Genomic DNA, 25,686 nt, shown 5'->3' with positions numbered 1-25,686 from the left:
GAGAATTACTCTCCAGTTTTGGCGATTGTCACAATATTCCCCTGATTTTGTGTCATGCCGTCCTCGGCCGCAATGCCGGTGACGCGGTCGCGCGTGCTCAAGCTCTGGACTTCAATCTTTAACGCGTCGTTCTCAGTCTGCAGTGCCGCGATGTCGCGGGATACGCTCTGCTGACGCGCGCTCAATGAGTTATTGTAAGTTCTTAAGAATAACGAAGAAGAAACATAACAAACTGAGGCGAAAAAAAGCAGCACTGCAGCCAATCCTTCTAACCTTAGCTTCTTCTTCTTTTTCACTAACTTAGCCATGATTCTAATCCCCTATCCTTTCTAATACACGTAATTTTGCGGAATGTGAACGATTGTTTTCCGCAAGCTCCTCCTCGCCTGGCAAAATCGGCTTGCGGCTGACCAGACGGAAATCCGGCTGCCGGATCTGACTTGGCAGCAAGGGAATCCGCGGGTCGGTTTTTTCAACGCTGGACGCCTGACGGAAGGTTTCCTTCACGATCCTGTCCTCCAGCGAATGAAAGGTGATGACGGCGATCCGGCCGCCCGGTTTGACTAACGACATCGCCGCCCGCAGACCGGTTTCCAGCGATTCCAGTTCGCCGTTAACGGCGATCCGCAAAGCCTGAAACGTCTGCTTGGCCGGATGTCCCTTCTTATTGAGCACTTTCGCCGGCAGCGCCTTTTTGATCACGTCGACCAACTCGAAGGTCGTGTCGATCGGATGCAGGGCGCGGGCCCGCACGATCTGCCGGGCGATCGGACGGGAATAACTTTCCTCGCCGTATTTCCACAGCAGCGCGCTCAGTTCTTTTTCATCAAGCTCGTTGACCAGATTCCAGGCCGAGCGCGGCTGACTCTGATCCATGCGCATATCCAGACGGGCGTCGTAGCGGTAGCTGAATCCCCGTTCGCCGTCGTCAAACTGCGGCGAGGAAACGCCCAGATCCATGACCACACCGTCGACGCTCATCACGCCCCGCGCGTTCAATTCCTCGCGCATCTGCGCGAAATTGGCGCGGATCAGCGTCACGCGGTCGCCGACTTCAGCTAATCGCTGTGCGGATTCCGCCAGCGCCTGTTCGTCAAGGTCGAACGCGTAAAGATGACCGTTCTGCAAGCGGCGGGCAATTTCCAGACTGTGGCCGCCGCGGCCTAATGTGCCGTCAACATAAATGCCGTCAGATTGGCAGTTCAGGGCGTCGATGGACTCCTGAAGCAATACACTGTAATGTCTTGTCATACGAGAAACTCCGTGAGCTGTTCGGCAACATCCTCAAACGAAGCACTGGCTTCGTCATAGTAGTTATCCCAGCGTTCCTTGGCCCAGATTTCCACGTGATCGGCAACCCCGACCACGACACATTCTTTTTCAATTCCGGACTCGGTGATCAAAGCGGCAGGCAGCAGAATTCGTCCCTGGCTGTCCAGTTCGCATTCCGACGCTTTCGACGTCAGCATGTGAATGTACATCCGGGTTTCCCGCTTGGTTGAAGGCAGCCGTTTCAGCTGCTCGAACACGGCGTCCCACTGCGCCATTGTATAGGTGCGCAGACAGCCGTCCAGACCGCGGGTAACAACGAAGCGATTGCCAAGCTCATCGCGAAAGCGGGCAGGAATGATCATTCTGCCCTTGGCGTCAATGTTGTGCCGATATTCGCCCATGAACATGATCAATCACCCACAATCTACCACTTTATGCCACTTCATACCACAATTATAACACCGTCCCCGCAAATGCCAAGAATTTATTTTAATAAAACGTCATTAAGTTGTCATAATTTGTTAACCAATTTTTACCATTTGGCTTAAACACAGGCTTTTTGTCGAAATGTGTCAAAATAAATCAAGTTCTGTTTCTTAATCTAATTGAATTATTTTCAACTTATCTATAAGAATAAAAAAAGACACCGGAAACCTTTTCCGATATCTTCTTTTTGTTTTATTTGCCGTTGTAGGAACCGCAGGAGCAAACGCGATGCGGCAGCTTGTATTCTCCGCAAGCCGGGCATTTAACCAGCGTCGGAGCCGTCAGCTTAAAATGTGTTCTGCGTTTTGCCTTTCTTGTCTTCGAATTTCTTCTCTGTTGTACAGCCATGTGTCAGCACCTCCTAATCATCAAACTTGAATTCTTTCAGTTTCGCTAAACGAGGGTCAATTTCTTGTTTCTTCTGCCGGTTGTAATCTTCTTCCCTGATGACTTCCCAGCCTTCTCCCTTGGGATAGGAAATTCCGCTTTTAACAACCTTGAGCGGGACTTCGGCCAGGATCAGCTGAAAGACAACCGGGTAGAGTTCAAGTACATCCTTCTTCAGAACATGAACCTCTGCTTCCTCGCACGGAAGGAAAGAGAACACTTCGTGAGAAGAAGTCTCAAACGGCACGATGACGTCTTCCAACGACACCGCGCAGGGAACCACCATATCACCCGTGACCTTGAGATCTGCCTCGAAACGCTGCCGCGACGGATCGTAAACTCCGCTACCGGTCACCGTCACGTTCTTCAAATCCCGCAGGCGGTCGCTCGCCAAACTTTCCGGATCAAAAGTCACAGCCTCGTTAATTGTGAGTTCTTGATTCCCTTGATTGATCAGTTCAGTCTTAGACCATTTCACGCGCAGTTCACCCTATTTCGTTAACAGCCTTTATTATATGTAAAAAACCAGCCAAAGTCAATGATAACTTTTAAAGCTTAACACCGGGGTTTTTCAGGGTTGCTTAACGGGGAACCGCGGAAATGGAAACCGGATAAGATCTCTTCCGCCGGGTTCTTTACCGGCTTACCCGGCTCGTTACTGATCCGCTTGTTCCGTTCGCAGATCGGCGCAGCCGCCAATCTTGCGGGCCGTCCAGTCGAGAATCTCCGCCGCGACCTGATCCTTTTCTTTTTCATTGAGCAGTTCATGGCGCAATCCTTTGAATACCCGCATCTCGATGTCGTCATAGCCGGCTTCCCGCAGCGTTGCCGCCGAGCTTTCCAACCCCTTGCGGCCGCCGGTCACCGGATCGTCCCCGCCGGCGATAAACAGAATCGGCAGCTTCGGGTTCTTGAGATTCCAGCGCATCAGATCGTGCATATCCTGAATCCCGTAAAACATATCGTCAAACGCTGAAGCGGTAAACCGGAATCCGCACAGCGGATCGGCGATGTACGCGTCGACATTGTCCGGATTCTTGCTCAGCCAGTCTAACGGCGTGCGCGGATTGGGGATCTGCTTGTTGAACGAGCCCTGCACCAACTGATCGAGCAGCTTGCTGCGGTAATGATCGCCCTTGAGCGCGATGATGGACTTGGCGGCAATCCGGCCGGCCGAGGCGGCCGGGTTGTAGTTCGGCGCACCGCACAGGATCAGTCCGTTCAGCAGCGCGTCGTAACGTTTGACAAAGCTGCGGGCCATGATCGAACCCATGCTGTGACCAAACAGGATTACCGGCACGTCCGGATATTCCTGCTTCACCTGAATCATCAGTTCGTACAGATCGTTGACGCATTTCTGCCAGCCCTTGTGCTTGTTGAAATACCCCAGCTCCTCAGGACTGGCGGCCGATCCTCCATGTCCGCGGTGATCGCTGGTCACAACCACGAAGCCCAGCTGGGCCAGATTCTGTGCAAATTCCGCGTACCGCAGCCGGTGTTCCGCCATCCCGTGCGAAATCTGGAAGATCGCCCGCGGCTGCCCTTTCGGGCGGTATATCGTTGTCGCTATTTTTTGTTTTTCATCCATTGTTTTTGTTTCACCTCGGATTCCTAGTTTATTATAGCATAGCGTTTCTCCGGTTTGTGAGCATTTCACGAATGTTTATGATATCATAAAGGACAGCAGTGAAAAAAACCGCTGTCCGACTTCGTATAAGGAAGGTTTGGAAAGATCTGGAGGTTGTCTATGAAAGCATGTGGAATTATCGTGGAATACAATCCGTTTCATAACGGTCATCTTTATCATCTGGAACAAGCCCGCGCGATCACCGGCTGCGATGTGCTAATCGCGGTGATGTCAGGGAATTTCGTCCAGCGCGGGGAGCCGGCGATTCTGGACAAATGGAAACGGGCATCGACGGCAGTGACGCAGGGCTGCGATTTGATCCTCGAGCTGCCCTATCCCTGGGTCACGCAAAGCGCTTCGCATTTTGCCGAAGGCGCGGTGACGTTATTAAAACTGGCGCAGGTTTCTTCACTGGTCTTCGGCTCGGAAAGCAACAACCTGGAGGAACTGAAGGAAATTGCGTCGATGCCGATCAATCCGGATCATCTGAAGGAGTCGATGGCCGCCGGGCTGGCTTTCCCCAAGGCGTATGGTTTATGGGCCAAGGAGATGCTGCCCAACGATATCCTGGGCGTGGCCTATCTGAAGCAGCTGCAGGACAGTCCGATCACGCCCTATACGATCCAACGCACCGTCGGCTATCATGAAACGACGCTGCAGGGTCCGGTGGCCAGCGCCAAAGCGATCCGGCTGGCTGCTGAACAGGAATGCTTCTCCGATGAACAGACGCCGATGGCTTCCGCGCTGAAAGCCGGGCCGCGGGTCTCTCTGGCGCAGTTCTATCCTTATTTAAGAATGATGCTGACCACGATGCCGGTACGTGTACTGCAAACGTACTTCCTGTTTTCCGAAGGAATTGAAGTTCATCTGGCTCATTGCGCAGAGATTTCACCGGACTGGGACAGCTTCATCGCCGCCGCCGTGAACCGACGCTATACCCGATCGCGGATTCAGCGCACCTGTCTGCAGCTGTTGTGCCAGATTCATTGGGATGAAGTCCGCTGCCTGCCGCCGCTCGATACACTGCGTCCGCTGGCATTCAACGAAACCGGAAGACAGTATCTAAAACAGCTGCGTCAACAGGAAGTTCGCATCGCCTCCCGCTTTGCGGCTGTTCCCGAGCCTTACCGCCGGCTGGAATACCGTTCGACACAGCTGTACGCCTCGATGATGGCGGAACCTGACCGGATCGCATTGTTAAAAAAAGAAATCGGCGGACCGATCATCTTATAAAATTAATGGAACAGAATAATTCTTCCTCAATTTCAATTAAAACAGCTGGCGGCAGTAAGCTTAAAATCAAGTTTACCGCTGCCAGCTTCTTTATATCAGAAATTCGATTGTTCCTAATCTGAGTAAAAACACAAATGAATCTTTATCCTCAGAATCCTCAGTTTCACATTGATCAATCACCCGCGTCAATCTCTGATTTTTTATCCCCATTGACGCGGAATACTATAAAGTCCTATGAAATTGGTATTTCCAAGCTATCCCTGTTTATTGAAAATTTCTTCCACCGACATAGGACCCGCTTGGCCACGATAAACACGTATTTTTGTAATATCGGTTAACCCTTCATATTCCGGCACTTCCACACCGATACCATAAACTTCGATTCCATAACCAAATCCATCATCCGTTTTCACATTCAAATAATAATGTCCGTCATCGATGTCCATGACTTCCATCAGCTTTCTTTCGATGTCGTCTTCATCAAGAACGATAATCATTCCTTCTGAATTGACATATACGCCGGCAAAAGAAGAAAAATCCCCCGCCATGATTTCCTCGTGATCCAATTCCGGCTCAATCTTATTCTCTAAATTTTCTGCCTTCTTTGCGCAGCCTATCAATAACATTAACGCCAATAAACTAATCCCTATTTTTTTCATTTTGCCTCCGCAGACATAATGTAGAGCAAACACCGGTGCAGAAGTGACGATCAGCCGCTTATTTCAGCTTTTCCAGATCTTCCTTGATCTTGGTCGTAGAGATCCCTTCGGTGCGCGGCAGATAAACAACCTCGCAATACGCCTTCAGTTCATCAAATTTGCCTTCCCAGTCGTCGCCCATGACGAACAGATCGGCGTGATATTCCTGAATATCCTTTGGCTTCTGTCCCCAGTCGTTTTCCGGAATCACCAGATCGACATAGCGGATCGCTTCCAGCATCATCTTGCGTTCCTCATAGCTGTGATAGGCTTTTTTTCCTTTGATCGCGTTGAATTCATCGGTCGACAGGCCGACGATCAAATAGTCGCCCAGCTGCTTCGCTCGTTTTAATAAACGGATATGCCCCCAATGTAAAAGGTCATAAGTTCCGTAAGTAAGTATTCGCTTCATGATTCTTCATCCTTTCGTCACTTTTTCATTATACCAAAATTCTTTTATTTCGGATATCATTCTTCTGCCTTAGCCTTGTTTTCAGCTTTTCTTTCAAGCAACTTTGTGAAATTATTTAACTATTTAACTTCTTTATTGTTTCTTTCAGTGAAGAGGAATACGATAAGGGTAAAGGAGGGATTATCTTGAAAGCTTTAGAATCCAAAGTTGCGTTGATCACCGGCTGCAGCGGCGGGATCGGCCGGGAAATGGCGATTCGTTTCGCAGAAGAAGGCGCGAAGCTGGCCATCTGCGCGCGAACTCAGTCCAAATTGGAGGAAACCGCTGAAATCTGCCGCAAGAAAGGAGCTCAGGTTCTGGCGGTCGTCTGTGACATCACCGATCCCACACAGCTGGAAAATCTGGTCCGGCAGACTGCTGATCATTTCGGCCGGATCGACATTCTGATTAACAACGCGGTCAATGCCAAACCCGGCAGTCCGTTCCTCGACCAGACGGAAGCGGATCTGATGACCGTATTTGAGAGCGGCTATCTGGCAACCTGGCGTTTAATGAAGCTGTGTTATCCTTATTTAAAGGAAGCGCATGGCAAAATTATCAATTTTGCTTCACCGGCCGGATTGTTAGGCACGGAAGGCTACGCCGCCTATGCTTCTGTGAAAGAAGCGATCCGCGGGCTGACGAAAGTAACGGCGCGGGAATGGGGGAAAGACGGAATCAACATTAACTGCATCAGTCCGACGGCGATCACCCCGAAGATGCAGGCCATCATCGATTCATTCCCAGAAGCGCAGCGCAAGCCGGAAACACTCGGTTTCAAAGTCCCAGCGATCGGCAGAATCGGCACGGCGTATGCGGATTTAACCCCCATCCTCGTTTTCTTAGCCAGCGACGCCTCCGGGTATATCACCGGTCAGACAATCCGCGCTGATGGCGGCGGCACCATTTTCTAAATCCCCGCGTTCTATTAAGCAAAAACGAGATAAAGAAAGCCCTGAAGCTTGACTCAACTTCAGGGTTTCTTTTTAAACGATCGTTTTTTTATTCCGCTTCGACGTTATGGTAAACCTTCTGCACGTCGTCGCAATCATCCAGCATCGTCAACAGACGATTCCAGGATTCCTTGTCTTCTTCGCTCTCCAGCGTGACGTATTCCTGCGGCAGCATCGTGATTTCGCAAGCGTCGTATTCGACTTCCGGAATCAGAGCATCGATCGCTTCCTTCGCCTTGTGGAAATCCGTCGGATCAACCGTCACCGTCATGTTTCCGTCTTCGCTTTCGATGTCGATAACATTCACATCCGCCATGATCAGCGCATCCAACATGCCTTCTTCATCTTCATACGGGAAGTTGAACAGACCGACGTTGTCATAGCTGTGCGAAACGCAGCCCGCGACGCCCATCTTGCAATGTGCTTTGTTGAAGCAGGTCTTGACCGCGCTGACGCTGCGGTTGGTGTTGTCGGTCAGACAGTCGATAATGATCGTCGCCGCTCCCGGACCGAAACCTTCATAACGGCAGGAATCATAGTTTTCCCCGCTGCCGCCCTTTGCTTTTTCGATCGCTCTTTTGATAACATCCGCCGGAACCTGGTTTGCCTTGGCTTCGGCAATTTTCCGTTTCAGGCCCAGATTCATCTCCGGATCCGGAACGCCCGCTTTCGCTGCGATCAACAGTTCTTTGCCGTAACGAGAGTATAATTTTGACTTTGCTGCGGCTGTTTTGGCCATTGCCGCCGCACGGACCTCATGTGCACGTCCCATAGTTAATAACCACCTTCCAAAATTGACTTTATCATTATATCAAAGCACACTGTAAAAATCACGAAGAAAATTGTAAAACAGGCTTAAAAGCGGTGAATTTCCGCCTCATTTTCAAGAAACGGGATACGCCCGATCTGAATCGCCGGTTTATGATGACCGTGGAAGTCGCTGCCGCAGGTCATCCACAGTCCATGATCCAGCGCTAGCTGCCGGTAATGACGGGTTTGTTCCTCGCTGTGATAGCTGCTGTAGACCTCCATGCCCTGCACGCCGCTGTCTAATAATCGTTCCAGAATTTCATCTTTGCCTTTGAAATTAGCTCCCGGATGGGCGACGACTGCTTCCCCGCCGGTGGCATGAATCAGATCGATGATTTCCGCCGCTGTCTTCTTGCTTCCTGCGGTATAGCCCGGCTTGCCCTGGGAGAAGAAATCCCAGAAAAAGTTCACGTTCGGATTATCGCTGCGGCTGCCGCCCTCACGATAAGGATCCAGCCAATGTAAATCGTCGTATTCTTTATGACTCAGCAAATATGCGCCGATATCCTCAGGCACAAGAATGTTGTCCTTGGCCACGGCTTTCAACAGCTCATCCGGCAGATCCAGTCCCATCGCTTCGCAGAACTGATGCTTCGCTTTCCAGGTATTTTCAACGGACTGGTCATAATAATAATGGAACAATTCGTCATAACGCGGATCGGTAATATCAATCCCGTAAGCCGTCATGTGAAAGCCTACGCCTTCAAAGTCACAGTCGATCTCAATGCCTGGAATGACGCGGATGCCTTCCGCTTCACCCAAGCGCGCCGCTTCCGCGACGCTGGCAACGTTGTTGTGATCAGTAATCGCCAGGGTCTTCACGCCGTTTTCCTTTGCCATACGGATGATTTCCGCCGGTGTATAATCGGCGTCGGTGCTGACGATCGTATGGATATGATAATCCAGGGTACTCATAAAATTCCTCCTCTTACCTCTAGCTGAAGTATACCTTGAAACCGGTTTCTAAGCAACAAAAGAACCCGGAATTTTCCGGGTTTTGATTTCAAGCGTGATCTGTTTCCATCCTTTACTGGAACAAGCTTGACGGGTCCAGCGCCGTTTCATTCTGAATCAGATAGAAATGCACATGAGGCCCGGTTGCCCGCCCGGTCATGCCCATGATGCCGATCGTCTGTCCCTGCGCGACAGCATCGCCTTCCTCAACCTGGATTTCGCCCAAGTGTCCGTAGAAGCTCTGAATCCCGTCGACATGATCAAGAATGATGTAATTACCGTCGATCTGATTAAACCCGGTTGTGTTCACTGTTCCCGCCGCAATTGCCAGAATAGGCGCCTGCTTGTTATCCGGATCGGTGATATCCAGCGCCTGATGACCGGCGTAACAGCCCCAGCGGCAGGTAATTTCAGGGTTTTCAACCGGCGAAATCGCCTGAATCCGGGCTACGGCGTCAGCACCGTCCGCTACCGGATACGGCTGAAGAAGCTGATCTGAAGTCAGTTTTACAAAGATCCGGTCTTCCGGCATGAAGCAGGTCACGGATTCCGGGATTTCCCCGAATTCCAGCTGCGCCAGGGATTCTGCGCCCCTCTGCATATCGGTCAGCGTCATCGCTTCGCCTGATGCTGAAATCCATGACTCGGCCCGCACGGTGACCGGAACCTCCATACCCATTGATTCCAGCGCTTTTTTCGAGCCTTCGCACCAGACTTTGATTTCACCAGTGTTCACCAGTTCCACAGGCGTTGCTTCATTTTGAAGCAGCGTCAGCTTCATCGTCATTTCCCAGCCGGACTGGGCATCCGGTTTCAACATCATGCCGGCGCTGATCCCGGCGCAGATGACGACGATGCCTGCGGCGATGAGCCACGGCGTTCTCTTTTTATTCACAATCCATCCCATCCTTTCTTTCAAACGCTTCCGCGTTCTTTTACTGTTAAGACATTGCAGAGCGCTCTGATCGTGGTCTGCGCTGAAGGAAAGCAACAGATTTGCATAGTCGATTCGTTCTTTCTGCGGCTTGTTCTCCAGCAGCTTTTCATCGATAAAATATTCCAGATCCAGGCGCAGCTGGTTCATCATCAGACGCACCAGCGGATTAAACCAGTAGACGATCTCCAACAGCTGGATGAATCCCAGAAACCACGGATGTCCGTACTTTACATGCAGACATTCATGATCAAGCATCATTCTCCGCTGTGCTTGTGTTCGTTCTTCAAAATCTGCGCCCAAGACCAGCCGCGGCATCAAGTTGCCATAGATCGCACAGCTGTGGACGCTCATACTCTGCCGGACAGGAATCCGCAGACAACGATTGATCTCCATCTGACGCACCGCTTCTTCACGCAGATCGTGAGAACAAGGCTGTAACCCTAACCGTTTTTTCAGTTTCACCCGGGCAATGACATTTACCCCTGTCATGATGACCATTCCCAGTATCCAGAGCATCACCAGCCCCTCTCCCCAGGTCCAGTTTGACGGTGTCGGACTGTCCTGCGGCAGCGGGAGCGCATCTTGAGTTGGAGGAATGATCATCGGCGCGGCTTCAATTTGTTCCACTGTTTCCGCGAATGAATCCGCCAGCGGGATGGCCGTCAGTTTCTGATACGGGCTATGTACCGACGTCCGCTGAATGGGGATTGCCAACTGAAGAAGCAGCGGAACCCACAGCAGCAGCCGGGCCGTTTTCCCCAGCTTTCGGAAAACTTTCCGCCGCAAGGCCAACAGAATCAAAATCAGCGGACTGATCATGATCGAGATTTCAATCAGGCGTATCACGCCATGTTCCAGCATCGCTTTCCCTCCTTCCTGATTTTCTTTTTCTGGTCAAACTTTTTACCTGAATGCAAGCGGGAGCCTTTCCCGCCCCGATCTTTAACACAGATTGGCTTAACAACACAATCTTTAAGAAGCTTAGATCAAGCGGTGGAAGACAAACTGTTAGCGGCGGAACAGAATATCCGAATTGACGCGAAGGCCGTCAACCATCAGAAAGAAATGGACGTGGATATACGGAGATTTTCCAGTGGAACCTATGATTCCCACTTTTTCACCCCGCTTGACGTTCTGACCTTCTTCAACTTGGATATCGCCCAGATGAATATAATAGCTGAGCACCTCGTCGCCATGATCGATGACCAGAAATTTCCCGTTCATCGACGAATAGCTGACTTCCGTCACGACGCCATCCGCGACCGCCAACACAGCCGCCTGATCATTGTCCGGATCCGTCGCATCCGTGGCCTGATGACCTGCGTAACAGCCCCACCGGCACAGCACGATTGGATTTTCAAGCGGCGGCTGAGCGCCTTTTTGCACCGCTTTTTCCGGCAATTGCGGAGAGGGTTGGTCATGTGGCAGACCGCTGACAAGCAACGACAGCCGGGTTTCCTTACCGCTGCAGGCCAGTCCGTTCGTTTCCGGCAGCGTCCACTGAATTTCAGCTTCCGCCTGGCCGAAAGCGAGCGTTTGTAAGCTCACGGTTTTCCCATCCTGAATTAACGTAGCTGTGTCGATTCCTGCATGAATCGTCATTTCATCAAGCTGCTCCAGCGCGGATGGCTTTCCCTGGCATTGATAATGAACTTCCGGCGACTGCGCATAAACGGAGTATTCATACGCCTGCAGCCCGATCACGTCGAGGGCCACGGTGCCTTCCCGCGTCGCTAACGGCTTAGGTTTCAGCAGCATCGCTCCGCACAAACCGCACAAACAGATGACGATCAATCCCGCAATCAGCCCCGATATCCGGTTCTTCCTTAAAATCTGGCTGAGGCGTTCTTTCAGCTGCTGCTTTTCCTCGCTGCCGCTGAGTCCTTGCAGCGCTTTATGCCGCGGTCCTGCCGCCGCGTTTAAAATCATCGCGGCATAATGACAGCGAACCGGCTGCGGCTGATTTTTCAGCAGACGATCGTCGATCTGCAATTCAAGATCCTGCCGGATTTCTCTCATCATCAACCAGACCAGCGGATTAAACCAATAGAGGATCTCAACAAGCCGCAGAATCCCGCACAGCCACGGATGACCATAACGTAGATGCAGACATTCATGCCGGATCATCAGCTCCTGATCTTCCGCCGGCCAGTCTGCCCAGCGCTCGCTGATGATCAGCCGCGGAAATAGATGTCCATAGACAGCGCAGCTGGTGATTTCCGGACTTTCCAACACCGCCACATTCCGGCATCCCGCATGGGCCAGCAATTCACGAATCTGCACTGTTTTTTCATCGGCGCAACCGTGGGCCTGCAGCCGCCGGCGCAGACGAAGCTGCGAAATAAAATTCACTAAGATCAGAACCGCGATCCCGCCCAGCCAGATCTTCACCGCACTATCCATTATCAGATCGGCTTTAACGACAGGAGAGGGATCATGGAATTCCGCGGCCGTTCTCTTTTCCTCTGTCATTTCTTCCAGTGGAATTTCCTGATAGGAAGACTCGTGGGTCAACAGATTCAGCTGGACTTCGTCCGCAACCAGCTGATAAGGACTGCGCCGGGTTTGCCAGGAAACCGGAACGATCAGCTGAATGATTAACGGAAGCCACAACAACAGCCGGGCAGTTGGGCCAAGCCGGCGCAGAATATTTTTTCTCAGCAGGAAGATGAAGATAATCAGCGGACTGATCATCAACGAGATTTCCAAAAGCCGCTGCAGACTATTTTTCAGCATCGCGGATCATTTCCTTCAGTTCTTCCAGCTCGTCTTCATTCAGCTGGACTTCTTCCATAAAGTTCAGCATCATTCGGCTCATCGAACCGTTGAACAGCTTATCGGCCAGACTTTTCTGCGTCTGCCGCGTATAATCCCGGCGGCTGATCGCCGGACTGTATAGAATTTCACGCGAGCTGCGGTCAGCTGTCACGGCCTGCTTTTCCTCGCAGCGGTGGATTAACGTACGGATTGTCTTGGCATTCCAGTCCTTTTGTTTGGAAACCTCCTCGACAATCTGATTCGCGGTCAAGGGTTCCCGCAGCCACAGAACTTTGAGTACTTCTAATTCAGCATCTGTGATTTTTTCGGCGTTCATCAACGTCCCTCCCTTCAGATTACAATTGTAATACATTTATATATTACAATTGTAATCCTGTCCTGTCAAGCGAATTCATAAAAACGTCCGGCTTGTGCCGGACGCTCTGTTTATTCCTGGATTCCCATTTCTCTTAGAATTTGTTTTTCATTGGCTGCCAGCTTGGGCTTAAACACAATCTCACCGCGATGCTCGCAAAACCATTGATAGGCTCGCGTCAGGCCGGTTTCAAACGAAGTGTCTTCCGGCACAATCTGATGAATCTTCGTCACATCCAGCACGTTATCGTAATCGCGGAACGGGAAGTAATCTTTGGCCTTCCAGTTTGCGTCATGAACCGGGATGATCTTCGCCTGCGTTCCGCAGACGTCAGCGCACTGTTGAATCCACTCGCTGAAGCTCACTCCCTGCTGATCGCCGACATTGTAGACCTCAATTCCTTGTTTCAGGCACGCTAACAAAGTCGTGACGATCTTGGCTAAATCACCGGTGTAACAGAATTGAATGCGATTATCCGCGGCCGGGATCAAAATCGGCTGATTCCGCATCAGGTGATCAAAAATGAAGCTTTCCCGCTGCACATAATTATATTCCCCATACATATAGGGCGGCCGCAGAATCGACAGCGCGATGTTATGCTTTTGGCAAAATGCCGTCAGCGCGCTTTCCGCCGCGATTTTATCGGTACCATATTGTCCCCAGTATGGATTTTCTCCTAACGGCTCCGTTTCTAAAATCGGCAGCGCGCACCGGTCTACGTCATAAACTGCGCTGGAACTGATGAATATCCAGTGTTTAACCGAGCAATCCAGACTTTCGCAGCAGATCTCAATCTGCTTCTGGTTTAATCCCGATACGTCGATCACCGCGTCGAAAGTTCTGCCTTTTAACGTTTGTTTCATCGCTGCCGCGTCTTCCCGATCGCAGGTCAGCTGCGTTACCGGTCTCCCTGTCCACGGCTTACTGCCGCGGTTTAATAACGAAACCTCCCAGCCGTCTTCCAAACACTGTTCTGTAATCCGTCTGCCGATAAAATAACTGCCGCCTAAAATCAATACTTTTCGCATGAATGATCTCCTTTTTCAGGTTTATTATATCATCAGCCTGAACAATTTCCAGTTTTCCAATTGGTTCTTCCTGCATAATTATCCTATATGCAGAATAACAGAATCCCCATCGCAGCTTATTCCCGAAAAAGAGCCTTCGGCATTTTTTTCTTTATGAACAATACCCCCATCGTTATAATCATAGCCAGTCATACCCATTCTTTCAAAATGAATACTTTCACCTGTAGAACTTAAATTAAGTTTTACAAAAGGTCTATATTAGATTTTGACTAACCGCTAATATCTCTTTGAATAAGTACAGCGCTTTCTAATCCATTTTCTGTCCAATCAATTCTGTTATTCTAATTTCTGGCTCTGCCTCGTTCAAATGAGTCGCTGCTAATACGTTAATTGAATACATTCCACACACTAAAAACACGGAAAGCAGTGATAACATTAATTTTTCCTTTACAATTCATTTATTAAAAAGGATCTGAATCAATTAAACCTTTTAAAACATTTACTCTTTCATGGGTCATTGGGAAAGAAACACTAAACTCCAAAACTAATACTCTATTCTGTTTTAGAAGAAACACATAATTTCTATAATATTTCTTATTTGGATAACTGTCATAATCATAGAGTGCGTATGCTTTTTCTACATTCCATTCATCACCATCAAGTCTAATAAAGTCTTTATCCATTTCTATGTTTTTTATTTCATTAAAAGAAACACAATTCCCCTTACACTCTGATAACCATTCCTGCTCAATCTTTTTTATAGATAGCATTTCTTCTAGTAAAATTTTCTCTGCGCGGTTAACATCATTAGTATCATACAATTTTACGGTAATGAATTGATAACTATCTCCCCCTACATCCTTTGTATTAGCTACTCTTAATTCATACAGATTGATATCTTTTCTATAAATTATACGATTAACTTTTTCCGTAATCGAATTTTCATAGCCTAAACTATCCATCGTCAATATCACAGGAAAAGAGTTATTATTGACAGCGAACTTCTGTATAAACAAGCTAATTACAATGATAAGAAAGAAAATTTCACAAACCCATCCGCGACCACTAGACATCAATTTGTTTATACAACTCAAAATTTTACGGATCATTATCACTGATCCTCAATTATAAGAAATTCCCATGGCTTTAAGATTTTATACTTTTTCATAAATTTATTTCCTCCTAATATACGATTGGAACCGGAAATCATGGCAATCCGTCATGATTTGATCCGCTTGTTGTTCAAGCTGAAACTGATCTCATTTCCCATTCACTTTTCAAAAGGTGTCTCTATGCGCTGTCTTATTGGTATCAACGTCGCCAAAGCGTGTTTTGTCATGCCTTTTTCGCTGATTTCTCTTTTTGAATAAATTGCTTTAAAAATACTCTGACATTTTGTTGGCAGGCTTCTTCTAACTTCTGATACTACGATGAGATACTAAGCTTAACTAAACATCACCGGCATGATTTCTTCTCAATCTCAATATTTTATACTCATCTAATTCTATATTGAGTAGGATACTTTATTCCTACTACCTATAATACAAAAAGCGCTGCAGCATCTACCAAAAGCATCAGCGCTCATCTGTCCGCCGCCACCGTAAAAGGTAGCTCATGACGGGTGCCGCCTTTCAGCAACACCTTACACCTTTAGTATAGGCATTCCTGATGGAATTTCAACCTTTTTCTTTCCTTTCTGAGTTAATCCGTTATTATTCACTGGGAACAAGGCTGAAAAATAAACAAGAATTTATAATAAAAAGGCTCAAATCAAAACACGGCACTGCAAGCCGAAAAGAGTAAACGATATATATTGGCAAAAATGAAACGAAAGAAATTGATTTCGTCCATCCTTTGACGACGAACGTTTGTTCAAGTCTGCCGGAATTTACTGCCAGCCACAAACTTCTGCACCGCAAAAGAAAAGCCCGGCTTACGCCGGACCTTCCTTATTCTTCTTCAAACAAACTCATCATTTCAATATCGGAATGAACTTTTTCATCCGCTTCTGATTCTTCATCATAGTCTTCAAACGGAATCTCGTCTTCGCCGACCGGATGATCGACGATCCGCACTTCCTCAATCCCCTTGATCAGACCCCAGTCCTTTTTCAGTTCCAGCGGCGTGGAGAAGGTTGCTTCCCGGCTCATCATCGGCACGTCTTTCGCCTGAAGAATCTGCAGCTGCGGATCCATCAGCATCAGACTGTCATACGGCTGCACGCATTGACAGTAGGCGATATGGTAAGGGTTGGTCTTCAAGCGTTTCACAACGATTTCACCTTTGACCGGACGCCCGGTGACGTTGATGTCGCTCATCTTGATCCGTTTCATATTGCCCTTATCCGACAATACCCACAGGCTCTGACGTTCGTCGCTGTAGCTGCAGGCCGCCGCCAGCGTGTCGTCCTTCGCCAGATTCAGTGCCTTGACGCCCTGTGACTTGGTGCCGTTGGCCGGTACCAGATCCGAGGAATACCGGCTGATCCAGCCGCTGCGGCTGATCATGATCAGATCCTCGTGCGCATACACAACAAACGCCCGCATCATCTCGTCGTCTTTCTTGAGATTCATCGCGGTCATCATCTTGTTGTTGCGCTGCACCTGCCACTGACTGATCGGTGTTTTCTTGACCTGTCCGCGCCGGCTGACGGTCACAATCCAGGCGTAGCTGGAGAAGTTTTTGACAACAATCGCATTGATGATTTTATCGTCGCCGTCGATGCTGACATATTTATTCAGATGCGAGCCGACGTCCTTCCACTTCGCTTCGTCGATCTGATACACCGGCAGATGCGCGTAATTCCCTTTGCTTGTGAATAACAACAGCGTATCGAGCGTATCGACTTCCAGCTGTCCGACAAGCACGTCGCCTTCCTTCAAGCCGGTCATCGCGTTGTCGCTGGCTCCGTAGGAACGCAGCGATACCCGTTTGACATACCCATCGCGGGACGCGGTGATCATGACGCGTTCATTAGGAATCATCGCGGTCTTATCAATGACGATTTCCTCAACCTCCGCCTGAATCTCGCTGCGGCGCGGGTCGGCATATTCCTTTTTGATCTCGCGCAGTTCCTTGATCAGAACGCTCTTTAAGACGGTTTCGCTTTCCAAAATCGTTTTCAGCATTTCCATTTCGTTGACTAACTGCGCAAATTCCTCACGCAGCGCCACGATATCGGTCGACGTCAAACGATACAGCCGCAGGGTGACAATCGCTTCGGCCTGGGTTTCGCTGAAACCAAACGATTCCGTCAGATTGCGCTTGGCGTCGCCCTTATCCTTCGACTGCCGGATGACGGCGATCACCTCATCCATGATCGACACGGCTTTCATCAAACCCTCTAAGATGTGGCAGCGTTCCTCCATCTTATTATAAAGGTAGCGGCTGCGGCGCAGCACAACCTCCTCACGGTGCGCGATGAAGGCGTCCAACATCCCGATCAAGCCCATCTGAACCGGCCGTTTGTTGACGATCGACACCATATTGTAGCTGTAATAGATCTGTAAATCTGTATTCTTATAGAAATAATTCAGGATCACATTGGGATCGGCATCCTTTTTCACATCGATGACAATCCGCAGACCGGTCCGGTCCGTTTCATCACGGATATCCATGATTCCTTCAATTTCGCGGGAAAGCCGGATATCGTCCATTTTGCGGACCATCGACGATTTGATGACCTCATACGGAATTTCACGGATAATAATCTGATTGCACGTCTTGCCCGTGACAATCTCCGTGCGGGCGCGGATGACGACCCGGCCCTTGCCGGTGGTGAAGGCGTCGACAATCCCTTTTTTGCCCATGACGATGCCGCCGGTCGGAAAGTCCGGTCCCGGCAGGATTTCCATCAGTTCCTCCAGCGAACACTTGGGCCGCTGCATCCGGTAGATCGCCGCGTCGATCACTTCGCTCAGATTGTGCGGCGGGATGTTGGTCGCATAACCCGCTGCAATCCCCGTCGCCCCGTTGACCAGCAGAACCGGAAAGCGGGCCGGCAGGACGGTCGGTTCATTCTCCGTATCGTCGAAGTTCGGCGCGAACAGGACCGTGTCCTTGTCGATATCCTCCAGCAGCGTTCCGGCGATTTTCGCCAGCCGTGCTTCGGTATATCGCATCGCCGCCGCCGGGTCATCGTCGATCGAACCGTTGTTGCCATGCATATCGATCAAAGGCATGCGGATCTTCCAATCCTGCGACATCCGCACCATTGCGTCGTAGACCGAACTGTCGCCGTGGGGATGGTAATTACCAATGACCAGGCCGACGGTTTTCGCCGATTTGCGATGCTGATGATCAAACGTGTTGCCATCATGATACATCGCGTACAGAATCCTCCGCTGAACCGGCTTCAATCCGTCGCGGGCATCCGGCAGCGCACGTTCCTGAATAATGTATTTGGAGTAACGGCCAAACCGCTCGCCCATGATCTCCTCTAACGGGGAAATCACCAGGCTGGGTTCTTTTTCGGGTGCTTTATTTTCTTTCTTCTTCATCCTTATTCCACCTTAAACGTATCTTCCAGCGTAAACGCAACGTTCTGCTCGATCCAGGTGCGGCGCAGATTCGCTTTGTCGCCCATCAAAATGGAAACGTTGCGCTCCGCCTGAACCGCGTCTTCAATCGAAACCTGAATCAGCGTCCGGGATTCAGGGTCCATCGTCGTTTCCCACAGCTGGGAAGCGTTCATTTCGCCCAAACCTTTGTAGCGCTGAATCTCAACCTTGCCCCACTGCTGCTTCACCTCGTCCAGTTCCTCGTCAGTGTAGGCATAGCGCAGCTGCTTGCCCTTGGTAACCTTATATAACGGCGGCAGGGCGATGTACACCATGCCATGCTCGATCAACGGCCGCATGTAGCGGTAAAAGAACGTCAAGAGCAGCACCTGGATATGCGCGCCGTCGGTATCGGCATCGGTCATGATAATGATTTTGTTGTAATTGCTGTCGGAGTAATCGAAGCCGGAACCGATCCCCGCGCCCAGGGCATGAACGATCGTATTCAATTCTTCGTTCTTTTCAATTTCGGACAGTCCCGCCTTTTCCGTATTCAGCACCTTACCGCGCAGCGGCAGGATCGCCTGATACTTGGAATCGCGGCCCTGCTTGGCAGAACCGCCGGCGGAATCGCCTTCCACTAAAAACAATTCTTTGCGGGACGCATCCTTGGACTGCGCCGGCGCCAGCTTGCCGGAAAGCACCTTTTCACTTTTGCCGGCCTTCTTGCCCTTCCGCGCTTCTTCACGCGCTTTTCGCGCCGCCTCCCGGGCCTGGGACGCTTTCTGCATCTTCTTGATCAGCATCGTCGAAAGCTCTTTGTTTTCTTCCAGATAAAAGCTCAGTTTATCGCCGACAAGACTTTCGACCGCGCTTTTCGCTTCCGCGGTGCCCAGCTTACCTTTGGTCTGCCCTTCAAACTGAAGCAGATTTTCCGGAATCGACACCGACACGATCGACGTCAAACCTTCGCGCACGTCGCTGCCTTCAAAGTTTTTATCTTTTTCTTTTAACAAGCCGAGCTTCCGCGCATAATCGTTAAACGCCTTAGTGAACGCCGTTCTGAAGCCCATTTCATGCGTGCCCCCGTCCTTGGTGCGGACGAGGTTGACAAAGGAAACCATGCTTTCCTGGTAATCATCCGTGTACTGAAACGCGCACTGCACCTCAATGTCATTCGCCATTCCGGTAAACACCACCGGATCATGCAGCACCGTCCGATCCTCATGCAGATACTCCAAAAAAGCCTTTAAGCCATCTTCATAATGGAACGTTTCCGTCTTGCCGGAACGTTCGTCCTTCACAACCATCGTAATATTCTTCAATAGGAACGCGTTTTCCCGCGCCCGCTCGCAGATCAAGCCGGCATTGAATTCGATCGTCGAGAAGATCCGCTTGTCCGGCATAAACCGAATCTTACTGCCGGTCTTGGTGCTTTTGCCAAGTTTTTCGAGCTTGCCGACCTTCTTGCCGCCATCCTCAAAGCGCATGGAAACCATCTGACCTTCCTGGCAGACTGTCACCTCAACCCATTCGCTTAAAGCGTTGACCACTGACGCGCCGACGCCGTGCAGACCGCCGGAGGTCTTATATCCCCCTTCGGATGAAAACTTGCCGCCCGCATGCAGGACGGTAAAAATAACCTGAATCGTCGGAACGCCGCTGGCATGCATGCCGATCGGCATCCCGCGGCCCTCATCCTCAACGCAGACCGCGCCGCTTTTTTCCAGCGTGATCGTTATTTTCTTGCCGAAGCCGTTGAGCGCTTCGTCAATCGCGTTATCGACGGTTTCCCAGACCAGATGGTGCAGTCCGCGCGAATCCGTCGACCCGATATACATCCCCGGACGTTTTCTGACCGCTTCCAATCCTTCCAGGATCTGAATTGAATTCTCATCGTATTTCTGTGTTTTAGCCATGTTCTATCACGATTAGAGAAGAAAAAATCCTACTCTTTCTCCTTTCCGTTTCAGCCCGATTTTCCTGAACTTAGCCTTTCCCCGCCGCCTTCATTCCAATCTGCCATAAATTAGATTATACACAAAAACGGCTTAAAATAAAAGTTTACGCGCCCGGTTTTTATGATAAAATAGGAGCGAAGGAGTGAAGAGGAAATGATAAAAATTCTTTTTGCGGTGGTCCTGGGTTATCTTTTTGGATCGATTCCCTGGGCGTTAGTCATCGGCAAAGTCTTCTATAAAACCGACGTTCGTAATTTTGGCTCCGGCAATCTGGGCGGCACCAACGCCGGCCGCGTGCTGGGAAAGAAAGCGGGCGTCACCGTGATCATCCTGGATGGCTTGAAAGCCTTCTTCGTTGTTGGCCTGTGCGTCTTGTTTGTTCCGGAAGCCGCGGTCTATGCGGGGCTGGCCTGCTGCGCGGGACATTGCTTCCCGATCTTCGCCAATTTCAAGGGCGGCAAAGCGGTCGCGACGACGTTCGGTTATCTGCTGGCTGCCGGCCTGTTCGTGACCCATGAACCGATCCAGATGTTTGTGATTCCGTTTGTGATCTTCATGATCACCTTAAAGATCTGGAAGATGGTATCGCTGTCGTCCATCATCGGCATCGCCAGCGCGGCGCTCATCACGACGCTGACCCAGTCCGATCTCATGATCACCGTCTCGATCTGGATTCTCTGGGCGTTTGTCACTTACCGCCACAAAGCCAATATCGAACGGATTCGCAACCACGAGGAAAAGAAAATCTCCTGGATGTAACTGACGATCAATCAGAAAAAAGCTCGTTTTCATCTGAAAGCGAGTTTTTATTTTATCGTCGATTCAAATGCCTGTCATTCGCCGTTGAGCTGTTCATTCAACGCCTGGAGAATCACATCGTTCGCACCATTATAAATGATCATCAGCTGATCGTAATAATAGATATGATAATGGGTGTCCAGCACTTTTTCTTCACGGGCTTCTGCGGATCCTTCAACAATATATAAAGTCGCATCTGACGCCGCGAGCGAACCGATCTGTTCGGCGCTGATCGTTTCCAGATTCAACGTTTCATAAAAATCATAGCTCTTAAACCGATCCAGCAGATTGCTGATCGAGATTGGAAATCCATCGTTGCTGACGCTGATCTCGGCCTGGGATTTAACGGAATAATCCGTAGCTACCGCGTTTTTAGGCTGGCTGCCGCATCCTGCGCTGATCAGAAACACGCAGAAAAACAAGAAAGGCAAAACTGACCTTTTCATAGACAGAACCTCCTACCTCTTAGATTATACCGATCCCGGCTTTAAATAGATAGAGGATTAAGGAATGCTTCATGTCAATTTAAGAAAGGTGTAATAAATTATTCAGTTACATGCCTAAATAGTTGGATGACCACTCCAAAGCGGCCTGACTTTGCGCCGCGTCGATCAAGCCGACAGCCTGCATTGCTTCTAAAACCTGCTGCTGACGATGCAGCGCCAGATCTTTGCCGGAGCTGAGCTGATAACGGCTCGGCGACTGCGGCAAGCCGGCCAGTAAAGTCGCTTCAGCCAGCGTCAGCTCGGAAGGTTCTTTATCAAAATATCCGTGACTGGCCTGGGCAATGCCGTAGTGTCCGTCCCCGTAATAGATGACATTGACATAAAAGGCGAGAATCTCATCTTTGGAATAAGCCGCCTCCAGATCGTAGAGGAAGAACACCTCCGCGATTTTCCGTGTCAATGACGGTTTATGCGTAAAATACAAGTTTTTCGCCAGCTGCTGGGGAATCGTGCTGCCACCTTCCTTTACTTCACCGGAGATCAGGTTTGTCAGCAAGGCCCGCCCCAGAGAGATCACATCAATCCCCTTTCGGGTATAAAAGCGGCGGTCCTCCACTGCGACGACGGCGTTGACAAAATCCGGACTGATCTGGTCCAGCGGCGTATAATCTTCACGTTGTTTCACTGCCTCGATTTTCTCCGCTAGCGGAACTTCGGCGATCGCTTCTTTATATCGCTGATAGCCTGAAGCTGTCAGCCATCCCGCGCCGATCAAAAGCAGGACTAACAGAACAAGCACGAAACGTTTTATCACTTTCATCTTTATCACCTGACCGCATTATAACACGCAAATCCTGCCTACACCCTTACACTTTAGTCATGTTCCCGTCACCAAAATCCAATAAAAAAACTGACAGGCCCGGCGATCATATCGCCTTGCTTATCAGCTTTTTATTTCCTTCTTTCCAAGGTTCAGTTACTGTCCCATGGACTTCATAATAGCCCGGATCTGAGCTTCCGACGGCTTCCGTCCCATCTGCAGGAACATGGCGCGAATCATCTTCTCATTGACTGGAGGATGTTCCTTCAACTGCTTTTCAAAATAACGGCGCGTGAAGAAGAAACCCAGACCGCCTCCAATAAGTAATCCTAAAAGCAGAAACATGATTGAACTCAAGAATTCATTTCCCATTATTACACCACCTATCTTTGTGATTATCGTACTTATTGTATCGTTTTTCAGTCTATTTTACAAGTCTATTTCCGACAGAACCAACGTCCCCCGCAGTTGCTTCAATTCATACAGAAACGGGTATTCCGCCTTATCTGAAAGAACCAGATGCCATTGCTTTTTTTCCAGCGTGCTTGTCCGCTGCGTCAACGAGTTATAATAAGTTATTTTATCCGGCACCAGAAACATATCGTCCCGATATTGAAAGCGTGTCTTCAGCTGTTGGAAAATGACATCCGGCGCGATCAGTATCGCAGCCAGCTGAGCTTGATATTCAGAACGCCCTTCCATCCAGCCAAGAACCGACGTACTGTTTTTCATGACGGAAATAAACTCGTCGCGGATTATATATCCTTTAATCATCTTCTCACCCTGTTTAATATAACAGCTGGCCTTTAAATAAATTGTCGAACAAGAAAAACGGTGAATCCGACTCCCTATCCGATTCACCGTCGCTACTTGTGATCAGTTTTGCACCTATATAATAGACTGATCACTCACCAATTTTTATCATTTTTCTACAAGCAAGACATCAAATAAATATCGATTATGTTTTTATTCTCACTGTAGCGGTCCGGTTTATTATGTTTCTGCAACTTAGTTCATCCAACTTGTTCCGTTCTCTCGTTTTCCCGTAGAATGAAGCCCCCATTACTTCGCCATAATAAACATTGTTGTTGATTTTATGCAATTCAGTTAATTTATAGATTAACCAAACATGCAATCTGGTGCTGTGCAACCCGCTGGTTCAATGCACAATTCTGGATGTTCAACAGAGCAACCTTCTGGGTCTGTTTCTTCAGCACTCACTGGTGTACACAATACGCATAACGCTACTAAAGCTAATGCGCTTAACAATACTTTCTTCATATTTCCTCCTTTCAACGGATTTATTATATAATAAAAATTGCATTTTATATGTTTTTGTTACATTTCAAAAAGCAGAATATTTGAATCACTAAATCTTTACATATCAAGCAATTTTATGCGAAGTAAAATCGTTGAAACTATCAATATCTTTATATTTTTTCGTTATTTTTACTAATTTTGATAATTCAGACTTAAAATAGCTTAAAATACTTTCTGATCGATATTGATTTATCAATAATCTATGAATATCTGTCATGATATAATTTTGTAAGTCTTTAGCAGGAGCATTATTTATTTTCATTGAAAAATACTCATAGAAAATTTTACAAGTACTATTATCATTCGGATCTTCTAAATGGATCTGTCTGAATAATGCCGTATCTATTGGTAAATTTAGTTCTTCAAAACACTCTAAAATATGTAAGATATGAGCTGTAAACTTAGGCTTATAACTTAAGAACTTTTCAAAGTATTCCTTAGCCAACAGATAGTCTTTATCAAAATAATAATGATAACCTACATTAAAATAATTTTCTTTAAGTTTTTTTTCAGCTAATCGACCACCACACTTGGATAAGTATTCTATAGATTTATCAAAGTAATTTTTCACATTATCTTTGTTGCCGGTATGCAAAGCTAACGCTTTAGTATAATATAAAATACCTAAATAATATATGCTATTTAATTTAGTAAAATAAACGATTCCCTGCTCAGTATAGCGTAAGGCGTCTAATAATCTTTCTTTATAGATTAGCCAGAAAACTATATAAACGGTTGAAATTTGCGATCCATTTTTATAATCAATTAATTGTTCTGATATTTTCTCAGAGTAAGACATATTCATTTCTCGGAAGAAAAAATAATCAAATAATATATTTTTAAGTATTTCATCTATTTTTGAACTTAATAAAAAGCTCGTATAAAACATTCTTTCTGCAGTCGCACTATTAGGGTATTCTGCAAACAAATAATATTGTATTATGATTTTAAAAATTTCATAAATATCACCATAATAGAAATAATGTTTAGCTCTAGTAAATAAAATCTCTATTTTATGATCAATTTCCTTTATTTTTTTGATATCATATAATTCTACAGCTTCAAATAATTCATCGCTGATTAAATCAACTTGAGACATCACCCCCGGAAAGTCATCGACCTTAAAACCCAGCTTCTCAATAAAGAAAACATATAACTCGTCATCCTTGATAATCTGTCCTCGCTCTAAACGGTTTAATGTAGCTCTGGAACAAACTGGTTCACCCTCAACGATTTCATAAAAAGGATGATCCTTGGTTGCCAAGATAAATTCGTTACAGCTGAAACGTTTATCTTTAGATCCCTGATGCATTCGTTCACGATAGATCTTGATAAGACGTCCACTGTTTTCCCGCATTTTGTTATTCGCAAACATGTTCGTTCCCCCTCCAAAAATTCCGGTTATATTCTATCACAGATTATATTGAAAAATGGTAATATTTGGGAATTCTATTTATAAAATCATATCACAAATTTATCAATACAAAGCAAAATGTAAGAATTATTGAATTTATAGGACACAAAATCTCTACGATATCAAGTCCTTGGTTTTAATCGCCTGCTTTCTGTTACCTCCATCAAGAGCTTTGTAGCTACTAAATCAACTTGAGTTTCTACAGCTTTACCAGTATAAAAATCATGACGCAATAATTCCAAGATTACATATCAGAAATTACATTTTCCTTGTTGTGAATTCATTTAATAACAGTATTTTTATCAAAACCTGGTTCTAGCCCTGGCTATTTCTTGATTGCTAAAATACATACATTATCAATCCACTGTTTTTCTTTAGATTTTCATCAAATTTCGACTAAAATCGCCGGATTGAACATACGTTAATGATAACAAGTGGACACAACTATTTTAAATACTT

Annotated in this window: 26 protein-coding genes; 3 read left to right on the top strand and 23 right to left on the bottom strand. The window is 47.9% G+C overall.

The genetic code is table 11. The annotated features are described in order from the left end of the window. Window positions 1–5 precede the first annotated feature (5 nt). The 6 genes from DWY25_RS02455 to DWY25_RS02430 form a co-directional block, all read right to left on the bottom strand. Window positions 6–308 carry a hypothetical protein gene (locus tag DWY25_RS02455; protein WP_006058889.1) on the bottom strand — a complete coding sequence of 101 codons (303 nt, stop codon included), beginning with the start codon at window positions 306–308 and terminating at the stop codon, window positions 6–8. 4 nt (window positions 309–312) lie between these two features. After that, window positions 313–1,251, bottom strand: coding sequence for a 16S rRNA (cytosine(1402)-N(4))-methyltransferase RsmH (gene rsmH, locus DWY25_RS02450; protein WP_117893218.1), 939 nt, complete (start codon window positions 1,249–1,251; stop codon window positions 313–315). Then, on the bottom strand, window positions 1,248–1,679 hold the full coding sequence (mraZ, locus tag DWY25_RS02445; RefSeq protein ID WP_006058887.1) for a division/cell wall cluster transcriptional repressor MraZ: 432 nt from the start codon (window positions 1,677–1,679) through the stop codon (window positions 1,248–1,250). Before mraZ ends, rsmH begins: the two co-directional genes overlap by 4 nt. Before the next feature lie 271 nt (window positions 1,680–1,950). Then, window positions 1,951–2,106 carry a 50S ribosomal protein L32 gene (gene rpmF / locus DWY25_RS02440; RefSeq protein ID WP_006058885.1) on the bottom strand — a complete coding sequence of 52 codons (156 nt, stop codon included), beginning with the start codon at window positions 2,104–2,106 and terminating at the stop codon, window positions 1,951–1,953. A 13-nt stretch (window positions 2,107–2,119) separates the two neighbouring features. Continuing rightward, window positions 2,120–2,623, bottom strand: a complete 504-nt coding sequence (locus DWY25_RS02435; protein WP_117893215.1) for a YceD family protein — start codon at window positions 2,621–2,623, stop codon at window positions 2,120–2,122. A gap of 177 nt (window positions 2,624–2,800) precedes the next feature. Next, entirely contained in the window at window positions 2,801–3,733 is a 933-nt protein-coding gene (locus DWY25_RS02430; protein ID WP_117893212.1) for an alpha/beta hydrolase, read from the bottom strand. A gap of 159 nt (window positions 3,734–3,892) precedes the next feature. Between DWY25_RS02430 and DWY25_RS02425 the strand changes: the two genes are divergently transcribed. After that, complete coding sequence (locus DWY25_RS02425; RefSeq protein WP_117893208.1) at window positions 3,893–5,005, top strand: tRNA(Met) cytidine acetate ligase; 1,113 nt, start codon at window positions 3,893–3,895, stop codon at window positions 5,003–5,005. 254 nt (window positions 5,006–5,259) lie between these two features. Here the strand turns inward: DWY25_RS02425 and DWY25_RS02420 are convergent, their stop codons facing one another. Together DWY25_RS02420 and tagD are read right to left on the bottom strand one after the other, a co-directional pair. Further along, window positions 5,260–5,664, bottom strand: coding sequence for a DUF6287 domain-containing protein (locus DWY25_RS02420; RefSeq protein ID WP_117893205.1), 405 nt, complete (start codon window positions 5,662–5,664; stop codon window positions 5,260–5,262). 58 nt (window positions 5,665–5,722) lie between these two features. Further along, the gene (tagD, locus tag DWY25_RS02415; RefSeq protein ID WP_006058879.1) at window positions 5,723–6,115 is read right to left on the bottom strand and encodes a glycerol-3-phosphate cytidylyltransferase; all 393 of its coding nucleotides are present in this window, start codon (window positions 6,113–6,115) and stop codon (window positions 5,723–5,725) included. A gap of 185 nt (window positions 6,116–6,300) precedes the next feature. Between tagD and DWY25_RS02410 the strand changes: the two genes are divergently transcribed. Continuing rightward, entirely contained in the window at window positions 6,301–7,068 is a 768-nt protein-coding gene (locus DWY25_RS02410; protein ID WP_117893202.1) for an SDR family NAD(P)-dependent oxidoreductase, read from the top strand. 88 nt (window positions 7,069–7,156) lie between these two features. Here the strand turns inward: DWY25_RS02410 and DWY25_RS02405 are convergent, their stop codons facing one another. The 9 genes from DWY25_RS02405 to parE all read right to left on the bottom strand — a co-directional run bounded on the left by DWY25_RS02405 (window position 7,157) and on the right by parE (window position 20,387). Beyond that, window positions 7,157–7,879 carry a YebC/PmpR family DNA-binding transcriptional regulator gene (locus tag DWY25_RS02405; protein ID WP_006058878.1) on the bottom strand — a complete coding sequence of 241 codons (723 nt, stop codon included), beginning with the start codon at window positions 7,877–7,879 and terminating at the stop codon, window positions 7,157–7,159. An 83-nt stretch (window positions 7,880–7,962) separates the two neighbouring features. Beyond that, window positions 7,963–8,832: a PHP domain-containing protein gene (locus DWY25_RS02400; RefSeq protein ID WP_117893199.1), complete on the bottom strand. Its 870-nt coding sequence runs from the start codon at window positions 8,830–8,832 to the stop codon at window positions 7,963–7,965. 112 nt (window positions 8,833–8,944) lie between these two features. Next, window positions 8,945–10,669: a M56 family metallopeptidase gene (locus tag DWY25_RS02395; protein WP_117893196.1), complete on the bottom strand. Its 1,725-nt coding sequence runs from the start codon at window positions 10,667–10,669 to the stop codon at window positions 8,945–8,947. Window positions 10,670–10,816: 147 nt separating this feature from the next. After that, complete coding sequence (locus DWY25_RS02390) at window positions 10,817–12,544, bottom strand: M56 family metallopeptidase (RefSeq protein ID WP_117893193.1); 1,728 nt, start codon at window positions 12,542–12,544, stop codon at window positions 10,817–10,819. After that, on the bottom strand, window positions 12,531–12,902 hold the full coding sequence (locus tag DWY25_RS02385) for a BlaI/MecI/CopY family transcriptional regulator (protein ID WP_181981654.1): 372 nt from the start codon (window positions 12,900–12,902) through the stop codon (window positions 12,531–12,533). Before DWY25_RS02385 ends, DWY25_RS02390 begins: the two co-directional genes overlap by 14 nt. Before the next feature lie 110 nt (window positions 12,903–13,012). Next, window positions 13,013–13,969 carry an NAD-dependent epimerase/dehydratase family protein gene (locus tag DWY25_RS02380; RefSeq protein WP_117893187.1) on the bottom strand — a complete coding sequence of 319 codons (957 nt, stop codon included), beginning with the start codon at window positions 13,967–13,969 and terminating at the stop codon, window positions 13,013–13,015. 461 nt (window positions 13,970–14,430) lie between these two features. Further along, window positions 14,431–15,078, bottom strand: coding sequence for a hypothetical protein (locus tag DWY25_RS02375; RefSeq protein WP_117893184.1), 648 nt, complete (start codon window positions 15,076–15,078; stop codon window positions 14,431–14,433). Between the two features lie 840 nt (window positions 15,079–15,918). After that, on the bottom strand, window positions 15,919–18,468 hold the full coding sequence (gene parC, locus DWY25_RS02370) for a DNA topoisomerase IV subunit A (RefSeq protein WP_117893181.1): 2,550 nt from the start codon (window positions 18,466–18,468) through the stop codon (window positions 15,919–15,921). A 2-nt stretch (window positions 18,469–18,470) separates the two neighbouring features. After that, window positions 18,471–20,387, bottom strand: coding sequence for a DNA topoisomerase IV subunit B (parE, locus tag DWY25_RS02365; RefSeq protein WP_117893177.1), 1,917 nt, complete (start codon window positions 20,385–20,387; stop codon window positions 18,471–18,473). 195 nt (window positions 20,388–20,582) lie between these two features. On the opposite strand from parE, the gene plsY reads away from it, so the two are divergent. Beyond that, window positions 20,583–21,188, top strand: coding sequence for a glycerol-3-phosphate 1-O-acyltransferase PlsY (gene plsY, locus DWY25_RS02360; RefSeq protein WP_117893174.1), 606 nt, complete (start codon window positions 20,583–20,585; stop codon window positions 21,186–21,188). 74 nt (window positions 21,189–21,262) lie between these two features. Here plsY and DWY25_RS02355 read toward each other — a convergent pair whose 3' ends face one another. The 6 genes from DWY25_RS02355 to DWY25_RS02335 all read right to left on the bottom strand — a co-directional run bounded on the left by DWY25_RS02355 (window position 21,263) and on the right by DWY25_RS02335 (window position 25,188). Continuing rightward, a complete protein-coding gene (locus DWY25_RS02355) occupies window positions 21,263–21,673 on the bottom strand; it encodes a hypothetical protein (protein ID WP_117893172.1) in 411 nt (136 codons plus the stop codon). Between the two features lie 106 nt (window positions 21,674–21,779). Beyond that, window positions 21,780–22,493 carry a biosynthetic peptidoglycan transglycosylase gene (locus DWY25_RS02350; RefSeq protein ID WP_117893169.1) on the bottom strand — a complete coding sequence of 238 codons (714 nt, stop codon included), beginning with the start codon at window positions 22,491–22,493 and terminating at the stop codon, window positions 21,780–21,782. A gap of 156 nt (window positions 22,494–22,649) precedes the next feature. Next, window positions 22,650–22,865, bottom strand: coding sequence for a YneF family protein (locus tag DWY25_RS02345; RefSeq protein WP_117893166.1), 216 nt, complete (start codon window positions 22,863–22,865; stop codon window positions 22,650–22,652). 57 nt (window positions 22,866–22,922) lie between these two features. Beyond that, complete coding sequence (locus tag DWY25_RS02340; RefSeq protein ID WP_117893163.1) at window positions 22,923–23,267, bottom strand: hypothetical protein; 345 nt, start codon at window positions 23,265–23,267, stop codon at window positions 22,923–22,925. 345 nt (window positions 23,268–23,612) lie between these two features. Then, window positions 23,613–23,774 carry a hypothetical protein gene (locus DWY25_RS17670; RefSeq protein ID WP_159432770.1) on the bottom strand — a complete coding sequence of 54 codons (162 nt, stop codon included), beginning with the start codon at window positions 23,772–23,774 and terminating at the stop codon, window positions 23,613–23,615. A 103-nt stretch (window positions 23,775–23,877) separates the two neighbouring features. Continuing rightward, on the bottom strand, window positions 23,878–25,188 hold the full coding sequence (locus tag DWY25_RS02335; protein WP_117893160.1) for a hypothetical protein: 1,311 nt from the start codon (window positions 25,186–25,188) through the stop codon (window positions 23,878–23,880). Window positions 25,189–25,686 lie beyond the last annotated feature (498 nt).

Origin of the sequence: Holdemania filiformis, assembly GCF_003459085.1 — a bacterium.
GTDB classification, from domain to species: Bacteria; Bacillota_I; Bacilli_A; order Erysipelotrichales; family Erysipelotrichaceae; genus Holdemania; species Holdemania filiformis.
Note: the sequence above shows the minus strand (reverse complement) of the source record. Positions and strands in the feature narration are given on the sequence as shown.